The sequence below is a fragment of the Limosilactobacillus reuteri genome, assembly GCF_013694365.1.
Taxonomy (GTDB): domain Bacteria; phylum Bacillota; class Bacilli; order Lactobacillales; family Lactobacillaceae; genus Limosilactobacillus; species Limosilactobacillus reuteri_E.
In genome coordinates, this window is the sequence record NZ_CP059275.1 from 260,157 (window position 1) to 279,887 (window position 19,731).

14 protein-coding genes (1 of these 14 cut by a window edge) are annotated in these 19,731 nt (G+C 36.7%); all 14 read left to right on the forward strand.

The features are described from left to right. The first annotated feature begins 9 nt into the window (after positions 1-9). Tightly spaced (each overlapping or abutting the next), the 14 genes in view from HHK02_RS01645 to HHK02_RS01710 form a layout consistent with a single transcriptional unit that may run on beyond the window. Complete coding sequence (locus HHK02_RS01645; RefSeq protein WP_225358023.1) at positions 10-276, forward strand: hemolysin XhlA family protein; 267 nt, start codon at positions 10-12, stop codon at positions 274-276. Continuing rightward, positions 277-534 carry a phage holin gene (locus HHK02_RS01650; RefSeq protein WP_181462679.1) on the forward strand — a complete coding sequence of 86 codons (258 nt, stop codon included), beginning with the start codon at positions 277-279 and terminating at the stop codon, positions 532-534. After that, positions 535-1,143, forward strand: a complete 609-nt coding sequence (locus tag HHK02_RS01655) for a hypothetical protein (RefSeq protein ID WP_087214402.1) — start codon at positions 535-537, stop codon at positions 1,141-1,143. After that, positions 1,144-1,668 carry a hypothetical protein gene (locus HHK02_RS01660; protein ID WP_035168277.1) on the forward strand — a complete coding sequence of 175 codons (525 nt, stop codon included), beginning with the start codon at positions 1,144-1,146 and terminating at the stop codon, positions 1,666-1,668. Continuing rightward, a complete protein-coding gene (locus HHK02_RS01665; RefSeq protein WP_181462680.1) occupies positions 1,669-2,697 on the forward strand; it encodes a tyrosine-type recombinase/integrase in 1,029 nt (342 codons plus the stop codon). It begins immediately after the preceding gene. Next, positions 2,698-11,787 (forward strand): phage tail tape measure protein, encoded by a 9,090-nt coding sequence (locus HHK02_RS01670; RefSeq protein ID WP_181462681.1) that lies wholly within the window; start codon positions 2,698-2,700, stop codon positions 11,785-11,787. It begins immediately after the preceding gene. After that, positions 11,788-12,303: a hypothetical protein gene (locus HHK02_RS01675; RefSeq protein ID WP_086142005.1), complete on the forward strand. Its 516-nt coding sequence runs from the start codon at positions 11,788-11,790 to the stop codon at positions 12,301-12,303. It abuts the gene before it with no gap. Further along, positions 12,304-13,935: a hypothetical protein gene (locus HHK02_RS01680; RefSeq protein ID WP_181462682.1), complete on the forward strand. Its 1,632-nt coding sequence runs from the start codon at positions 12,304-12,306 to the stop codon at positions 13,933-13,935. After that, complete coding sequence (locus tag HHK02_RS01685) at positions 13,936-14,976, forward strand: hypothetical protein (protein ID WP_181462683.1); 1,041 nt, start codon at positions 13,936-13,938, stop codon at positions 14,974-14,976. Beyond that, positions 14,977-17,073, forward strand: coding sequence for a DUF5048 domain-containing protein (locus HHK02_RS01690; protein ID WP_181462684.1), 2,097 nt, complete (start codon positions 14,977-14,979; stop codon positions 17,071-17,073). Then, positions 17,074-17,808 carry a hypothetical protein gene (locus HHK02_RS01695; RefSeq protein WP_181462685.1) on the forward strand — a complete coding sequence of 245 codons (735 nt, stop codon included), beginning with the start codon at positions 17,074-17,076 and terminating at the stop codon, positions 17,806-17,808. It abuts the gene before it with no gap. Next, positions 17,809-18,198 carry a hypothetical protein gene (locus HHK02_RS01700; protein ID WP_003676369.1) on the forward strand — a complete coding sequence of 130 codons (390 nt, stop codon included), beginning with the start codon at positions 17,809-17,811 and terminating at the stop codon, positions 18,196-18,198. It begins immediately after the preceding gene. Next, positions 18,199-19,554 carry a hypothetical protein gene (locus tag HHK02_RS01705; protein ID WP_181462686.1) on the forward strand — a complete coding sequence of 452 codons (1,356 nt, stop codon included), beginning with the start codon at positions 18,199-18,201 and terminating at the stop codon, positions 19,552-19,554. Then, positions 19,555-19,731 carry the beginning of a hypothetical protein gene (locus tag HHK02_RS01710; RefSeq protein WP_181462687.1) on the forward strand. 507 nt of this gene lie beyond the right edge of the window, so 177 of the gene's 684 nt are visible here — the first part of the coding sequence; the start codon lies at positions 19,555-19,557; its stop codon lies off the right edge, out of view.

Consider the following 19,731-nt stretch of genomic DNA (forward strand, 5'->3'; position numbering starts at 1 on the left):
GGTGACAGCATGGACAAAGATAAAGAGCTTGAACTACTAATGGATATTCAAGAAAAAGTCGGTCGAATTGACGAGAGACTTAAAAAAGTTGAAGATACAGATCGCAAAGCGGAAGAGGCGATTCGTTTAAGTGAAAAGAATGAAGAAAAAATTATTGAGCTTTCCGCAGCAGTTGAAGAACTTAAGGAAGGTCGAAAGTGGACCCAAAGAACTGCCATTGGTGCCATTATCAGTGCCGCAATTGCAGTTTTATCTTGGATTCACCCGCCATTCTAAATGAAAAAAGTATTGAATTTAATTAAAAATAAGGTAGTTAAGCCAGATGGAACACTTAATGGGAAGATTATTAGTGGTTTAGTAGCACTAATCATTGTATTTGTACAACAAATCTTTGCCTGCTTTGGAGTTCAACCAAAAGGTGATGTGACTGCTTTTGTTGGACTTGCTAATACAGCGTTGACTATTCTTGGATTAGTTGGAGTATTGAGTGATCCAACGCCTGTGGAAGTTCCTGTTAAAGCGGAAAATAAATAATTGGTACAATTTAATAGTTTTTATAATGATCCAAATAATCGACAAATTCTTGAGGTTATTAATACACCTACGGGTGCTGTTACAATCTTTGAACCGTCAAAAGACGATGTTAATAAGATAATGCAGCTCAAAGAAATGGTAGATGCATTTAACCAAGAAAATGTCGATGAAAATTTACTAGATATTAATGGGACTACAATTTTAAAGGAATTAATTCCTCTTCTTACAGATTTGGAAATTGATCCAGATATGACTGATGAAGAAATGGCTCAAATCATTGAAAATCCTACAGTGGAATTAAGTTTAATTACGTCAGTCCTTTCAAGTGTAGTAACGAATATCTATACGTTAATGATTATGAACTTTAAGAATAATCTAGAATTGCGTAACATGGTGGATCAAACTGAAGAGATTTCTGATAGTGCTTTAGCTATGTTTATTTCTAAGCAATCTAAGACCGATGAAGGACGTAAGCAAATCGAAGAGATCAATAAGCAATCAGATAAGATCGTTAAGATGGAAACGGCTATTAAACAAGCTGAAGAAAAAGAAAACGCAAACGCAAAACCAGAGGAAGAGTCGCAAACTTCCGAAAAACAAGCTGGTTAAATGTCTAGTTTTGTTATTGAAGGTACTTTAACCGTAGACATAAGTGGCCTAGAAGGATTAGCAGGAGAAATTCGCTCTGTAAGTATTAAGGCGCTTCAGGGTGAAATAAGAAAAGTAGCAGATCAAATATTAAGAGAATTAGTTGAGAAAGATTGGCCGGCAGGTCGGGCTTCTCCAGGATACGTTTCAACTGGTGAGTTAGTAGATGCCATCAATGTAACGGGTGGTGGGACTAGTTTATCTATTGAAATGGATGGTTCTCGCATGAGTATGAGTCCTCCTAGCACAGGAAATAGTGCAAATGGAGACTGGGGTGGAATTGAAAGCTGGGGAATACATATGGGTGTACAGTCTCAGCCATTCAATGACGAAATGCCAGCATACCTTAACTATGGTGGTGGCGGACTTGTTCCACATCAAGGTACTCACTATTTTGATAATGCTTTTTCTAAATATGTAGAAATAATTCCTAAACTCCTTGCTGATGCTCTGCGTGCTGCTGGGTTTGAAGTATCTGGCGCATAATTGAAACGAAAAGAAGGATTAACGTATCAAACAAAAAGCGATAGAAAAATCGTCAGATATGCTACGAAAGCAAGAATGGCGAAAGTAAATCCTAAAAACATTAAGATTTACGAGCGCTATCTTAAGAGTCGAATCATTCACAATTCTGACGTTAAAGATACTACATATAAGGTTTATCACTCTTATATGAATATCTTCATGTGTTATATTGCAGAAGAATGGGACAATTTTTATCTTTTGGATGAAGATATGTTAGAAGATGAAATGATCGATGTAATGGAAGGTTATATGGCTTTCCTTGCCGATGAATGTGGTAATGGTAAAAAAGTCATTAACACTAAATTAAGTGCTGTATCCAGTTTCTACCTATGGGCAACTAAGCGAGGAATGATTCGAAATCATCCTTTTGATGGGAAATTAGACCGTATTAAGAATGCTCAAGATGAAAAGAAGATTTCAGTTCACTTTTTACACGAAGACAAGATCAATCAAATCTATAAAACTCTTGAAGAAGAAGCAGAGCCTGAGGGAGCAAGATATGATTATCAAGATAGATTGATTTGGGAGATTGCTTTTTATAGTGCTTGTCGTATCGGGGCATTATATAACTTAAGTTTATCTAATCTGAAACTTGATGAAAATAAATTCGTTGATATCAGAGAAAAGCGCGGAAAGCGAGTGGAAGTTCCATTTACAAATGAAACCAAGGAATTAATTAAGAAGTTCCTTAAGTGGCGTGAGGATAATGGAATTGACACAGATGCGTTCTTTGTTAATCGCCTAGGTGGTCATATGAGTAAACAGGCCATGTCAATCCGTATTCGCAAAATAGGAGAAATTGTTGGTGTCGGTGATTTCAGAGCTCACAGTATTCGTAAGAGTCGATTAAACCAAGTTGGACAAAAAAATATTGAATTAGCCAAGCAATTAGCACACCACGAATCAATGGATACAACAGCACGCTTCTATATGGAAAAGAAGAGTGAAACAGCAACATTGAAAGAAATCGATGCATTGCTTTCAGAATAATTGGCAAGTAAAGAACTGTCAATAAAAGTTAAAGTTAACCTCCCAACAGCAGGGGAAATTGAAAATCAGATTCAACGTTCTCTTCGTGGGTTAAAGGATATTAAGGTTGACGCAAATGTAAAATTAAAAGTTGGCAAACTTGGCAATCTCAAACGCCAACTAAGAAATGCTCTTGGTAAAGAAAACTTTAGAGTAAACGCAAATGTTAAAGTACATGGAATGTCCGAATTAAATCGGGTGTCCAGTAAATTAAAAGAAATTAGACGTTTAGCAAATGAACCAATTAAGTTAAACGTTGATATGGGTGGACATGACTTTGATAAGTCCATCGAAGAGGCACGGCGAAAAGCTAATAAAGAGTTAGAGAATATTAGTCCTCATTCTTCAAGTGCAATGCTTACTGCTCAAAAAGAAATGCGAGCGCAACAACGTGCAATTGAAAAAGCACAGAAAGAATACTTAAGAGCCCAAAATCAAGCAGTAAAAGCTAGTGACGAGCGTATTAAACAGAATATGCAACATTATGCTAGTCAGGTTGCCAAACAACAGGAAGAGGCAGAAAGACAGTACGCTACAGCTGCTAGAAGAGCTGGATTAAGTGATTCAGAAATAAGCAAGAACGTTCTTGGCTTTAGAGAACAACCTAAAGCTAGAATGGCTGTTCGGAACAGTGAAATTCAACAACAAATTAAACAAGAAGAGGCGGCTTTACGTAATTATAAACGTGCAGTTGATGAGGCTACGCGCGCACAAGTTTCTATGGTTAAAGGTCGTGGAAATATTGGCGATAATCAGATTCGTGAACTTGGGAATGAGTATGAGAGGGCTGCGCAAAAGGTTCAAAAATATGCTAGAGCGTTAAGGAGCACATCACGTGCAGAAGAGGCGGCAGACTATAGAGCAGCTGCCGAATCCAAAGTTCGTATGGCCGAAGCAAAACGAGCTGATGGCGAATATCGTAGAGTGCAAAGAGCTAAATCTAGTGGAACGGGCATCATGAACACACTTAATACGTGGGACGTACTTCAAACTGGTGCTATGGCCGTTGCTGGAGTTATTTCGGGCGTTAATGAAGTTGATAAAGCTATTACCAAAGTTACTAAAGTTGTCCCTGATAGCCAACGAGCAGTTAACCGATGGAAGAAGAATATTTATCGTGATGCGGCTGAAGTAGGAAAGACCGCTCCTGAATTTGCATCGGCCGTTGAACAATGGGCTACTGCTGGATACAACTTAAAGCAATCAAATAGATTAGCTAAGACATCTGTTATGGGATCGTTTGTTGGTGAAGTTCCTGTTAATGATATGGTTCGCTATATGTCAGTGCCAATGAAAGCTTTCCAAAAAGAAGGGCTTAAGTCGGTTGATATTGTTAATGCAATGAACCAGGTATCTAACAAACACGCTATCGAAATGGATGACTTGGGTCAAGCATATCAAAAGGCTAGTGCAACTATGGGTGCTACAGGTACAACATTCGCTCAAATGACTGGTATTATAACTGCCGCTCAAGAAGGTACTCGCGCCGGTGGTGACGCCATTGGTACAGCCTTTAAGACAATTTCTGCTAACCTTGCACAAGTTGGGTCTGGAATTACTAAGCAAGCTCAAAATAAACGAGATTTCTTTGATAGCTTAGGGGTTCAGCTAAAAGATAGTAACGGAAATCTTAAATCAACTTATCAAATCATGGATCAACTTAGTAAAAAGTGGAAAACCATGAGTAAGAAAGACAAGAACACGGCGTCACTTTATGCAGCCGGGAAAAACCATGCCAATATTTTCTCGGCTACAATGGATAATTGGGGCACTGCCAAAGAGGCTATGAGAGAGGCTGAAGACCAGAAAGGATTGGGGACCTCTGGATCAGCTTATCAAGAAATGGAGAAACAAAAGCAATCTATCGAGTTCCAATTAAAAGGTTTGCAGGATACTTGGATGTCCTTCTTGCAAAATCTATCTGGCGGTAGAGAGGGTATTGGGCAAATGCTTTCAATTGCTACTGGATTTGGGAAAGCACTAGACGGATTGGCTGAAAATAAGCTTTTGTCTTCGACAGCAAGGTGGGGAATCTTATCTGCTGGGTTAATAATGGCACGTAAAGGTTTTGCTGCTGTTGCTGGTAGTTTTGGGGAAATGATTTCTCAAGGCAAAAAAGGCGACAGTTTTATTGAACGGCTTACGGGAATCAAGAAAAAGACAGATGCTGTAAAAGATAGTGGGAAAGAACTAAAAAACGCTTGGAATGATTTATTAGGCAAGAGTAAGTCTAGCGAAAAATTACCTGGCGAAGCACTTGACGAAATGTCTCTTAAGTCCTCTAAAAAGAGTAGCGATGTAAATGGAATTATTATTCCTGCGAATGTTAGTGATAGTACCCTAAAAATTAAAGAAAATACTACAGCTAAAAGAAAGAATGCTGAAGTAGACACAGAACTTTCCAAGGGCGCAAGAAAGGTTGGGGATTTATATACAACCCAAGGGGCTGCTATTGAGATGGCAACGGACAAAGCAAAGACCCATGGGAAAGTGATTACCAAAGTTTCAAAAGGTTGGGGCGTATTAAAGGCTGGAGCTGGTGTGCTAAGTGCTAGTCTTGGCTATGTTGGATTAGCGCTTGATGCAGTTACTATTGCTGGAGCTACTATGGAGGCAATGGGAATTCATCCTATGAAAATGCTCCAAAAAGTAATGGACCCACTAGGGGAAAGTGCTAAGAGAACTGATGATTATTTCAATAAAATCGGAAAATCGGTATCTAAAGCAAGTGATGCCATTAACAATAATCGTTTAGTAACGGGGAGAACTTCATCTGACTTAAAACAACTAAAAGCTGTTTCTGATTCTCTTGGCTCCTTGGAACAAAAAGACGGAAAATATGTTGGCGATAATTTCGAAACCTTAAAAAATAATCTAAATTCAATCGCCAAACACAATGGATTGGATTTTAAAATTCGAGATGCCGATAGCGTTGATGTTGTTAATAAAAAGATTAAAACATTACAGGGGTTAGTTGAATCTGTAAAACAAGAAGATATAGCTTCTTTAATTGACAATACAACTAAAAGTGCTTCGGCCTTTAACAAGGTAATGTCAAAAAGTGGTCTTGAGCGTGCAGTCAAATCAACTAAAGATTATCGTGATTACATGAATGATATTGACAAAAAGTCAAGATCAATGTTTAATCGTCGCCCTGGAGAAAGCGCAAAAGAATACCGTCAAAGAAAGAAAAATGATTATTTAGATGAGATATGGAGGCCCGGAGAACGTAATGAAAGGTTCTGGAGTTCTAGTCAAGGGCAAAGAAATCTTAAAATTGCTCGACAGGCCCAGAAAAATAGAATTAAAGCTATCGATGCAATGGCTGATAATTTGTACGACGGTACAATAACAACCTCCAACGTTAGGTCTATGAATTCTGAGGGCCAAGGATATGCAACTTTAGGTGTTATTAAGAACTTACAGTCATTAAGTGGTAGTAAGGATACTAAACAAATTAATGATACCAAACAACAACTATCCGATATTTTAAAGGCTCTAGGTGCCTCTCAGTCTTCAATTAAATCAATACAAAATGCGGCAACAAGTTCAAAATACGCCTCAGGTGATTTATTAAAGGGACTTTTCTCAACGCCGTTAGACAGTCAAATAATTGCTGCCTGGGCTGGTATTGGGCCAAAATATCAATCCCAACATCCAAATGATTGGAAACAAACTACTGTTGCCGATCAACAAAAAGTAGATACTTATAGAAATAAGCATCAAGACGCAAATGTATCTGGTTTAGTAGACCCAGAGACTAATATAGTTAATTGGGATAAATTAGCAGGCTTTAACAACAAAACCACATACGGAAAAGGGAAAGGTCGATTAAACGCTGTAGGCATTAAGGGCCCTATGGAAGCTAATCAGATCTTAGCGGCCACAAACGGACTTGACTATGCGCCGTTAGATGTACTAAATAACATCCGGCAAGGGAAAGCGAGTCCAACACAGATTGCCGCAGTGACAAACAACCAGCATCGAGGCAAAAGCTCTGGTAAAGATATAGTTAGGGCTATAGCACAATCATCTACTAGCAAAAATAATTTAACCCCTAGTGCTATAGCCGGATTACAGCAACTGGCAGATGAAGGCTTGCTGTCGCAGAAGCAAGTAGACGATGCGGTACATTACCAGTCTAAAAATTATGATAGAAAAGGGAATGCTAAAACCAAGTCTGCGGCAAGAGATGCTCTGGGTCCAGGTAAAACAAATGCAGATACTTTCACTGATAAGACTAAGGGACTTTCTCGAAAGGATCGACAACAATTAGCCAAAGAGTACGCAAAAAATGGAAAGTTAAGCAAACAAGCTTACAATGATTTGCGTGAAAACGGAGATATAAAAGGATTACCTAAGTATGATAGGGTGAGACCTAAGCCTAAGCCTAAACAGGCACCGAAAACGGCTGCTGAAATGGAAAAGAATATTGGCAAAGGCAAAGTTACGTCAGATCAATTGAAGAAAATGCAGTCTTATCTAAAGAATGATAAAGAGCGGCAAAAACTTGCAATGGACTTAAAGAATAAAAATCAAGTTAAAGACGGGCCTTTAACAAAATTAAAAAATTGGCTATTCCCTCATGCTGAGGCAGCTACAAGAAGAGGCACTAATCCGAATGATCTGGGCGAACAAAAACAATCCAAAAAGCAGAATCCACTTCAAAACCTAAACAAGTCTCTTCGAAATAGTAGTGTTGGAAAAGCATTAGACAAGGTTTTTGGAGGCTTTAAAAAAGGTGGTATTTTTGGAGGACTTGGTAATTTACAGAAGATGAAGAATCAAGGCTTCCAAAGTTTATTTAAGGGAGCCGCTGGTGGTCTTGATAAATTACTCTTTGGAAAGAATGGGTTTAAGGGTACAAATTTAGGCAAAATATTCAGTGGTAAAAATAATCCATTTAAAGGCCTTCAAAAAGACTTTGGAAAGATGTTTTCAGGCAAAAATAACCCTATTAATAGTCTTAAAAAGAGTATGGGCAATCTATTTAGCGGCAAAAACAATCCTTTTAAGGGTATTAAGAATAGTTTTGATAAATTATTTGGTGGCAAAGGTAAAAATAAGCTGTCTCCAAAGATCGATACAAAAGGTATTAATAAACAGCTTAAAAGCTTGGGCGGCAAGAAAGGTACTAAGGTTAAGTTACAGGCTGACACGAAGGGGCTAACTAAGGACCTTAAAAACTTAGGAGGTAAAAAAGGTACCAAAGTAAAACTCCAAGCTGACACCAAAGGTTTAACAAAAGGTCTTAAGAATCTTGGTGGTAAAAAAGGTGTTAAAGTCAAATTACAGGCAGATACCAAAGGACTTACTAAGAGTCTTAAGAATCTAGGCGGAAAGAATGGAACAAAGGTTAAGCTTCAAGCTGACACTAAGTCTCTAACAAAGAGTTTATCTAATCTTGGTAAAGGTAAAGGAGTAAAAGTAAAGCTTCAAGCCGATACTAAGGGGTTAGACAAATCACTAAAGAGTCTCAAAGGCCTTAAGAAGTCACAAAACATTAAGATTAATGTTTCTGGTAACGCTTCAAGCAAGATAAGTAAGATCAAATCTTCTCTAAATGGATTGAGTGGTAAGAGTAAGAATATCTCTATTAACGTTCGAGGTAATGCAGTTAGTCAGGTAAATAAAATAAAGTCTGCATTAAATGGGATAAAAGGTTCTAAGAATATCTCAATCAATGCCTCTGGTAACGCAGCTTCCTTTGCTTCCAAGGTTAAATCGTCACTAGCTGGAATCCATAATAAGAATGTAAATATCACCGCCTCTGGAAATGCCCAGCAAGTAATTAATCAAGTTAAGAGTTCTTTATCTGCTCTTCATGATAAGGCTATTACTATAACAGCTAACGATAATGCTACTGGTCCAATTAATAGAGTTAAGTCTGCTCGAAACTCTTTGAAGGATAAAACTATTCATATTAAAGCCGATGTTGGTGCAGCAATGGCCGGCATTAGCCAAGTTAGAGGTGCTTTAGCAAGTATCTCTGATAAAACAGTCCATATTAATGTTGTAAAGAATGAAACTACGGTAAGTAGTAAGAGTAGCAAGTCCAAATCAATGGCTATTACCCCAGAAAATTCACAGCCAGTCAGTCCTATGACTTCTATGTCTGTCGTTGCAGGAAATACCGCTATGAATATGGCCGTAGACAATGGTGCTGCTAATATGGGTGTTGATACAAATTCTGCAACTAATGGTGACAAAGTAAGTGGAATTGCCACAACGGATCGTTCTGATTCTACCCAAAAAGTTAGCGAAGATTATTGGCGTTACATGGGGAATGAACTTTATACAGGCTTGCCACTTGATGAAAAAGTTCAAAACCTTGAAAATGCAGTAACTAAAGCTGATGAAGACATGGACAAACTTATTAATCTTTCAAAGCAGAGAATTGACTTAGATAATAAGCAAATTGCATATCAAAGAACAATGCAGGGCGCCTACCAGCAACAAATTACTGATGTTCTTAACGAGCTGCATAAATATGGTTTCCAAACAAATGGTAATCAAATTACTAATCTGAACCATGCAAAAGATATTACAGGCGATAATGCAAGTAAGGTTGATGAATTACTTGGTAAATATCAAACCGCTTATCAAAACTTCTCAGAAGCTACTAAGAAGATTGACGAATTGCAAACTGATATTTGGCAACAAGGCAAGAATCAACAAGACTACAACAACACTAAAGACCAAAAGATGGTTGAAAAGTTACAACGTGAATTAGAGCTTGTGACTACTGCTATTGATAATCAGAAAAATATTCTTGAACGTGAAGGCAACTCGCTAGAAGATAGTGATTATCGCATGAAGTTAAAGAATAATTCTGATCAGATTTATGCTAAGTCCGAGGCGGTTCAACAGTTGTTAGCTGAATTTAATCAATTGAGCGTTGCTAACTTTGTTGGTACAAAAGACGCTGACAATGCAAAGAATTTAGCTGATTCATTAAGTCAAATTCGTGATGCGATCATGGAAAACCTTGATTCTATTGATGAATTAAAGAAGAGTATTCGGGATATTCAACTTAATTCTATTATTGAAAGCCTGTCTAAGTACACCGACAATCTTAGCAATAGTATTGATCGGCTAAAGAACAATGTAACAAATCTTCAAGATGGGTTATTAAGTGGAACATCTTATAACGACCTTATGAGTAGTAATTTTGATGTTGTTAACCTTAATCAAAAATCTGCTTATGAGAAGAGTGTGGCCGATAAGATTTCATTAGAACGTCAATTGGATAGTGCCCTAGATCAATTCGCTAGAAAGAACGTTGATCGAACGGCACAAGTAGCCAATGATCAACTTCAAATTGAAGCACAAAAGTATAACGATATGCTTTCGATGGCAATTAATTATGCTAGAGGTGCGCGTAATGAAGTTGGAGCTATTGATGTTAAATATAATGTATCTGTTGAATCTGACAAGATTGAAGTTCCTAACCTTACTCATAACCAAGAGTATGTACAGTCCTCAATTGCTTATCAGAAAGAAATGAATGAATTAAAGGCTGAGTACAACCGTTTAATGGGCAAAGCTAATACTGCTGAACAAAAAGAAGCAATTAATTCTGAAATGATCTATAAGCAATTAGAACTCCAGGAAAAAGTTTACAAGTCCATGATTGAAGCCGATCAAAAGGCGATCAATGATTTACGTGAACAAGCTAAGAATCCAGATATGACTACTGAACAGCTTAAAACGATAACCGACCAAATTACAGAGTATGAAAAGAATGTTATTGATGCCCAAAATAGCATTAAGGACGCTGTTAAGAATCGTTTTGAGTATGAAAAGTCTCTTATTGATAAGAAAATTGATGAGTATAAACGTGCTAGTGACACAATAAGTACTTTAGTAAGTATTGCTGACACACTCCATTTAGAGGGTTCAACCCAAGCCACCATCATAAATCAGCAATATGCTTCTACTTATCGTGAGTACAACAATTACCTTGATTTACTTCAAAGACTTCGAAATGAATTATCTGGCTATGAAAAGAATTCCTACGAATACAACCAATTGAAGGCAATGATTGATGAATATCAAACTTCACTTGATAGCACAATGTCTTCGCTTATGGATATAAGTAAAAATGAGTTTGGCCAAACTCTTGATTCCATTCAAAAGGAATTTGAAAAGAGTGTTAACAAGGGAATGACCGCTGATCAAGCTAAGTTCGACCAAGATGTATGGTATAACCCCATGCAAAAAGAACTTCGCCTTGAGGAAATGCGGTTAAAGATTGTTGAGTTGGAAGATAAGACGGTTGAAAAACGTATAGCTGCTCTCGATGCCCAAGAGAGAATGTCTAAGGCGGAAGCTGATTACGTTGATAAGCAACTTGATTTGGCACTTGCTCAACAAAAACTTGATAACACCATAAATAAAAAAGACGTCCGTTATCTTGAAAAAGATAAGGACGGCAAGTTTAACTGGACATACATTGCTGACCAAGCAAATGTAGAAGAGGCACAAAGAGCTGTTAACTCCGCAAAACAAGCTCTTGAAGAGTCTAAGATTTCCAACCGAAATGATTACATTCAAAAAGTCAATGAAACTATTAATAGTATCAAAGACGGTTCGATTAATCAGGAAGAAGCTCGGAAACGGCTCGAACAGTTAAATGATTCATATAAGTTTATTCTTAAAGATATTCCTACTTTTGATATTGCAAAAGTTGAGGATATTATCAAAGCCTACAATGACTATGAAAAGAAGAATAGCGACATAATTAATGATTACAAACGAAGCGTTAAGCCGGAGGTAACACAAGGCTACGAAACAATCGTTAAAGGGTTTGGAGATCAGTTTAAAGCTGTATCAAAAGATCTAGGCGAAATTTTCGGAAAGCAGTTAAGAGAAGCGCTTAATCTACCAAATGGTATTCGGAATGCATATGGTGATGGAAATGATAAATCGCTAGTTATAAACGGTGATCTCAAACTCGAATTACCTAATGTTAAGGATGCTAATGATTTTGCGGAAGCTCTTAAGACGTTACCTCAAGTAGCAAAACAGTACGCAACAAAGAAGATGTAAATGAATAAAATAAAAGTATTTGTTATAAATCATAAGATTATTACCATTGTATGTTCTTTGATTCTAATATTTGCGATAGCTATTAGTGGATATTTAATTAATCAACATAATAAACGAGTGAAGTTTGAAAAAGAACATCCTTTGGTGAATAAAGTTTATAAATATTATTATAAAGAGCAATCATACACTGGTGATTGGAGAATTGAAGAAGGATATTATATTTTTGGGAATAACGAATACAGGGATAAGGTGGTAGATATTAATGAAGACAATGGGGGTATTAAGTATGTGAGAGAAATTCTACACAACAAAAAAATCTATAAAAAAGAGTTTAGTGGTAGTTCCTGCAAGTATGTTGTTAAAAATGAACGTCAGCTATTTCCTGCCCCAGATAGTAACAATCATTTTTTAATAAAAGATGGTAAAGATTGGACTGGAAATTGGAATTCAGACACTCTACAAAATGAGGAAAAATCAGATGAAATTTATATGGTTACACCAGTTAACATAAAATAATTGACGCAACCAATACTAAATCAGGCGTCTAATTACGATGCGAAGAATTCATATACATTCACGTTTACGTATTTGGGCGCAGAGCATACGACAACGAATACATTATCAATTCGTGAAGATGGACCGGGAACAAAACCTGTCTATGAAAAGGATCAAGTGTCGCTAGATAAAAACCACATTTTACCAGCAACAACTCTGAACAATGGCACGGCATATCTAGCAAAAGTTCGCGTTAAACTCAAAGATGGCTATTCTGAGTGGTCACCAGAGATTAAATTTACGTGTTATACAACACCACGAATTCTATTTGATACGATTGACCAACATCAATTTATCTATACGAATGATGTATTAATGTCGGCTATTTATACGCAAGCACAAAATGAGCCTGTTACGTCATATCAATATACTCTTTACGATCAAAGACATGTTGCTTTAGTTAAATATCCAATTCGGAAGCCGGAAAGAGATTCTCCAACAAGATTTTCAGAACGTGTTTCAAGTATAAAAAAAGGTAAATTATATTACATTGGATTGAAGGTAGTAACAGAGCACGGAATTATTTATGAGCAACTTCAAGAGTTTACCGCTCAATATATCACGCCATCTGTGTCGGGTATTATTCAGCCAACAATGAATAAAGATGACGGACAAATAGTTGTTGACCTTTTCCTAAAACAATTGTTGGGAACGTCAGCTCGTGCCTACATTCCTAAACGGAAGAATGATAATGCTGACAATTATACGTATTGGAAAGATGACTATGTTTTTGTGCCAAAAGAAAATCCTTTAATTTATACCAAGTTAGCAATGGCAAAAGCGAGTGACTGGATCGGAAAGTTCTGGGTAATGAATGTTCAGAATGGATTATTCCTAGACTTCTCGCCAGCCGAAGATAGAGGACAGCATATAAAGTTCTATAAACATGATGATTATATTACCTGTGAAAAAGAATTTGGACAGATTAAATCCAGGACACGTTCTAATGTAATTAAGGATTTAAAACTGCGTCCTTTCTATATGTTTGTATATGTTAAGGAATATCGAGTTGAAATAAAGATAGTTCCTGATCAGACATTCAAAGATGATGATTGGAATGAAGAGTTATCCAGAGAAGAATTGTCTCAGTACGGTGAAATAACTAAAGAAACTCAACAAATGATAGACGCAGCAGAAGCAAAAATTAACGCTGCAAGACAAAGGCTTCAACAAATCCACGATGAACATTGGCAACAATACATCACTAAGGTAGAGCAAGCAATATCTGACGCCAGAGCACGTATTTTAGGACAAAATGAACTACGCGATCGAGTAATGGAAATTGACGACCAATATTGGGACTACTTTGAAAATACTGAAATGATTAACTACTGGAAGGAATTAGCAAAGGCAGAACGTGAGTCTGAAGCTAAGTATGAAATCTATCGTACTGAATATGAGCAAAGAATTAATGATACCTTATCGGAGATTAAAAGTGGTGCTATGACGCTTGATGATGGTCGATTGAAACTAACCCAATACAGCCTTGTATATAGTTTTATTTTACGTGAAGTAATTGATTTTAATGATACTAAACTGACATTAGATGGTCTTCAAGAGCTCTACAATGATTATTTACAAAAATATAAATAGTTGATTATAGGTGTCGATTATTTTAACTATGGATTTGACCAACAATTTTATGACACCCCTATTCCAACCTCTGAGATTGACGAGGTTATGATGGGGGCTGGAATGTATGATGAAATGTTTATTAGTGTGGATACAACTTTAGATGATTCACAAACCAAACCAGCTCAATGGAATCTGAAAACTATTATGGACGCTAAGTTTAATAATTCTCTTGAAGCTGGGAGTATTGACGGAGCTGGTCATATTGTCACCAAAATACAATGTTATCGTCGAGAATACATGAGCACGAATACGGATTGGCAATTAGTAGCGCAATTTGATTATGATGACCATTATAACCTTTATACGGTAGTTGATAGATTCATTGAAAATGGCAAAACATATGAATATGCAGTTGTTCCATTAGCCAATGAAATTCAAGGTGACTTACAAGTTGGTCCACCAATTGATAGCAAGTTTTATGGCTCCTTTATTTCTAATCTAGGTTCGAACTATTCAATGAACATCGACTTCAAGTTCTCGGATTTAGTTTGGAATTCTAACACGAGTACCAGTGTGCCGCTTAATGGTCAATATCCAATAGTGACGTTTGGAAATGCAAACTATCGAACTGGTACAGTTTCGTTCTTACCACTTACTCCGCAACAAGAATTTGGTTATGAAAACGAAATTGATCCACACGCCGAATACATTAATAGAACCAATGTTATTGACTTCCTTAATGATGGACAAACAAAGGTAATTCGTCGTGAAGATGGAGATATTATTGTTTGTGCAACACATAATATTAAAACTACTCCGAAAGATGAAAGTCTTGAAGCTATTTCTACGGTAACATTTAATTTCACTGAAATAGGTAAATTAGATTACAACACCATGGAAAAAGCGGGATTAATTGCTGATGCAGGTAAATCTGTCTACACATACGACGAAGATGGGAATATTAAGTGGAATCAGGAATATATTGCTGAAGATGGTTCTATTCAATCTAGAACTAGATATAGAAATTCATTCTTGTATGAACGAGATAATTTGAAGTAAATGCCACTGAAATACAAAAAGCCCAATTACAATGAAACGTTATCGAATATTGTAAATGGGCTTGAAGAAAAAGTAAGTGGTCGAGCAGCAAGTGTTTTACGACAACCAATTCGCAACCTTCAAACAACTATTCAAGTGTTGGATAATGATGGCTCCATAATTGATACTATTACTGGAAAAACAACTGGTGGAACTATTAATTATGATGCAACCTCATTGATACGACGAACGGGAACTTTGAAGATGGTTGTTGATCCTTCATATATGCCAAATAGTAAAAGTGTTTTTTGGTTCGATAAGAAGTTTAGAGTCTATCAAGGAGTTGTTGATTTATCTCGTTTCCCCAGGGAGGCAGTTAACTTTTTACTAGGAACGTTTTGGGTTAACGAATCCTCTCTACGTTTTGATAAAACAACACGTGAAATATCAGTTACGTTAGCTGACAAAATGACCTTATGGGACGGCCAAGGGCTAGAAAATAAACTCAAAATAAAGCGTGGAACACCTATGAGTGATGCTATTAGAGGAATCATGGAATTAGTGGGAGAAACAGATTTTGGGTATATGTACACCAGTAATGGTGAAGAAATCCTTCAGTACGATTACGAAAAGGAACCGGGAACTTCAATCAATGATATCATTGAAGACTTTCGTGATATGTACATGGATTTTATCTGTGGCTATAATTCTCTTGGTCAATTTGAATATCGTAAGTTGCCCATTCAAAAGGAAGAAGAAATTCCTAAGCCTAAATGGGAATTTGATGCAACTTCACAAGATAGAGCAGATCTCACCTTATCATTTCAAGAAAGTTACGACTTAAAGAACGTTAAGAACAGATTTGTTGTTATTGGGTCCACATCAACCAAAACAGGCTATACACCTAAAGGTTCAGTAAAAATTACTGATACAAATAGCGAGTTTAATATAGATGCTATCGGAACTAGAACAAAAGTTATTCAAAATAGTGATCTTACCAATGATTTACAGTGTGTGTCTCAAGCACGCTATGAAATGTGGAAGGCGGCACATTTTCAAGAAAAAGTAAGTATTGATGTTGCTCCAGTTTACTTCTTACAACCTAATGATGTTATTCTGGTCACCAATCCTGTAACAAAAAAAGTATATCAATATATGATTGATACTATCCAAATTGACTTAGATGTCGATGGGATCATGTCAATTGATGCTCATAAAATGTACTTTGTTAAGCCAGATTATGGTGAGGCAGATATGCCAATTGTTGCAGCTATCAAGAATGGTATCAATAAATTAGGATGGCTGTCACTTCCCGAAGAAAGAATTAAAGATGCATATGGTATTTCCGCCGATGGAAAGAATTACTTGAGTATCCGATTTGTTGTTGACGAAGAAGGTGGTTGGCAAGCAGAGACAACCGCATATAACACTTCCAGAAATCAAACACTAGAAATCGACCTTCGAGATTTTGAAAAGCTTAATCTTAAGGATGAAAATGGTGACGTTGGTAGATCTAAAGGTGATTATGCAGATCGTGTACTCGGACATGAAATGTTTCATGCAGTTTGTAATGATTTCTATGGTGCTGTTAAGACGATGGATATGCCTGTGTGGTTCAAAGAAGGATTTGCAGAATTACTTCATGGTGGGAAAGATCGTTATGTAACGATAACGGGATTTGAAAGCAGGGAAGCTAAGAAGCAAGCATTAATTAAGCGAGCTAGAAACCAGCTAAACGGAACATGGGAGAGTACATCAGATGACTATGTAGCTGCGTATCTTATTGCTTGTGCGATGTATTATTTGGCCGGAGACTTAAAAGGTATTCATGACATGTTTCAGCGACTAGAAAAAGAAAGTAACTTAAATTTGAACTTTCTATACAAAGCATTACCTATTACTGAATCGGCAGGTCAAATCTTCGATAAGGTAATTGATGAAATGCAAAAGATGCCAATTTGGGATTTCTTAAATGATCCTACAGATGTAGACACATGTTCTATTGGTGGAAATCATATGCTTAATCTATATGACAGATCACTTAGTCCAGAAGATGTGTTTAACAATCAGACGGCAACAACTGATTCATTAGGATTTAAAATTAAGTTCGACGAGTAGATGTCGAGATCTACTTTTCCGCAAAAGATAGATGTATTTAGAGAATTATTTGATCTTCCGGCAAATCAAGTTGCAAATGCACTAGAATTGCAGAGATTAAAACAAAAGACAACACTAACAAATGATGAACAAAATCAAATTTCCGCATTAAGTGCTCAACTACAAGATTATATGATTACACCTGAAACCATGAATAAACTTCAGGACGCAATTGTAGAAATTGAGACATTCTTTGATGGGAATGTAAGAAAGTATATTCTTGAAAAGCAGAAAGAATGGGACACCTACGTTAACGATTTTGATTGTGTAGGTGAATGGGACGCAACGAAGAAGTTTAAGAAACATAATCTTATAACATATCAAGGTGCGCTATATATTGTTACAAAAGATGTGGTAGCGGATAGGCAACATACACCAGATAATGATTCCGATCATTATAGAAGAGCATCTAGTAAGGGTGACAAGGGTGATATAGGATTAAATGCTATTTTTAAGGGTGAATGGAATGGAGCTACTAGCTATAAGGCTGGTGATGCCGTGTCCGTTCGTGAAGGTCAAAGTTGGCGCCCGTTAGATTTAGTGTTTATTGCTAAAAAAGATAATCAAGGTCAAAAGCCAACTATAGGTGCTGCAAGTGATTATTGGTTCCCATATCATAATTTAATTGTTGTTCCTAAAGAATATGCTAACTATAAATTTCATCCAGATATTCATCGAATTCAAATGGTTGATTAGATGGAAGTTAGCGAACAACAAAAAGGATTATTAGAAGCCATGCGAACAATAGCTCAGCATGAAGCACAACGTAATTCAGGACCTCAATTTCAAACTGGTGTTGTGGTGGAAGACCCTGCCGGATATAAATGTATTGTTAGAGTGAATGACACTGAAAAAACATGTACATTACCAGAACACTTACATGATTGGGTAAGTAAAGACGATATAGTTCAAATTTGCGATATGTATGGGAATGGTGCTGAGCTAATTGTCACTGGATCTTCTGGATCAACAAGAAAGAAAACATTGGTTGTTAACGATGAAGATAAAGATAAGTTAACTGGTGGCGTTACTAAATTTGCAGATGATAGTGGAAATTTAACCGATAATACACTAACGCTAGAGTAGATGGCTGTAAAAAGAGCAAAATATTTAGTTGCAGATGATGAATATCATTTCGTAACGGACGACAAGGCTCTTAGAGTCCTAGATTCAAATAATAATGAAATTGGAACTTTTAGAGAATTAGGCTTTGAGGGAAAGCTAATCACAAGCGGTGATTATAGAGACATAAAACATACTGGGGTGTACCGAATTAAAGGAGTAGGAGGTTTGCCCGGAAACATTCCAGGAGATAAGGAATCTATTCTGACAGTTACATCAATTGGTGATCAGAACAATCCAGAATTGACTTTCTATAAAGTAATAAGTCCTAACGGAGTAATTTTAGAAAATACTGTCTCACGAAGTAATCAGTCTGGATGGGGATCTGGCGGTGTTGATTTGCGAAATACCATTACGAATATTAACAATATTCTTGGTGATATTTCAAAACTCCAAACAGATTCAAAGAATATGACTGGGGCAATTAATGAGTTAAATTCCAAAATAAATAATGTATCTGACAACTCACAAAGTGGGTTGGAAAGCTTAAAAAAAGATAGTGACAATAGATATTTGTTCAAGTGGGGAGATACGGTTAATGGTGATCTTTCAATTAAGTTTGGAGCGAAATACAAACTTAGAGGTAAGAATGGTCATGACTACAATTTAGCCTCTATTGACGACAATAATAATATCCATATTGGAGATGCAGACACTAACTTACATTTTTGGGGTAATGATAATCCTACTTTTAATGGTAAAAAGATATTCACAGAAGCTAATGTAGGTAGTGGATCGGGGTTAGATGCTGATAAACTTGATGGGATCGACAGCTCAGGTTTCTTAAAGATTAATAGCGATGATACTAAGTATAGCGGTCTCCGAATGGATAAACGGAATATTCATTTCAATATCAAAGATGGTGAAAATACAGAAACAGGACTAGTTTTTGATAAGAATAATAATTGGACTGCTAAAGTTGTTGCAACCGATATTGGTGATGTTCATATTCAAACAGGTGGTAAAGAGTATAAATATCCTCCATTTACGTTCAATCAAGATCGTAATTTTGTTCAATATGGTGGTATGCACGTTATTCGAGCCAATGAGCCACAAATTAATTTTCAGACATTTGATGAAAAAACTGGAAACTTTGATAAAGGAGTAGGGTTTTTCAAGCCGGCATGGGATCAAGGATCATTGGCAGTTGGAAATTGGAATACCTCTGAAGTTGTTGCTCAATTTGCTGTTGGAGCAAATCATGAAGCGGTTAAGCTTAATCATTCTCCCTACATCGGTGATCATAATAGAAGATTATTTATGCAAGACGAACAGCCCGGCGGAGATATTCCCGTAGGATCAGTTTGGATTGGTATTTAGATGCCATTTGTAAAATATAGAGGAACTAATGGAGAGTGGATTAAACTTGGTGGTGGCAATGTTCGCATTTCCAATGGACATACATGGATTCCACCACGTGCAAGAATTTGGAATGGTCATGAATGGTTGAACCTACTAGAGGAGCGTAAAATTACGACCTGGGAGGCTACCTGGAGC

What these genes read in the sequence shown, in the direction of transcription:
- HHK02_RS01645 (WP_225358023.1), top strand. Translation starts at nt 10, where the DNA reads ATGGACAAAGATAAAGAGCTTGAACTACTAATGGATATTCAAGAAAAA.
- HHK02_RS01650 (WP_181462679.1), top strand. Translation starts at nt 277, where the DNA reads ATGAAAAAAGTATTGAATTTAATTAAAAATAAGGTAGTTAAGCCAGAT.
- HHK02_RS01660 (WP_035168277.1), top strand. Translation starts at nt 1,144, where the DNA reads ATGTCTAGTTTTGTTATTGAAGGTACTTTAACCGTAGACATAAGTGGC.
- HHK02_RS01675 (WP_086142005.1), top strand. Translation starts at nt 11,788, where the DNA reads ATGAATAAAATAAAAGTATTTGTTATAAATCATAAGATTATTACCATT.
- HHK02_RS01690 (WP_181462684.1), top strand. Translation starts at nt 14,977, where the DNA reads ATGCCACTGAAATACAAAAAGCCCAATTACAATGAAACGTTATCGAAT.
- HHK02_RS01695 (WP_181462685.1), top strand. Translation starts at nt 17,074, where the DNA reads ATGTCGAGATCTACTTTTCCGCAAAAGATAGATGTATTTAGAGAATTA.
- HHK02_RS01700 (WP_003676369.1), top strand. Translation starts at nt 17,809, where the DNA reads ATGGAAGTTAGCGAACAACAAAAAGGATTATTAGAAGCCATGCGAACA.
- HHK02_RS01705 (WP_181462686.1), top strand. Translation starts at nt 18,199, where the DNA reads ATGGCTGTAAAAAGAGCAAAATATTTAGTTGCAGATGATGAATATCAT.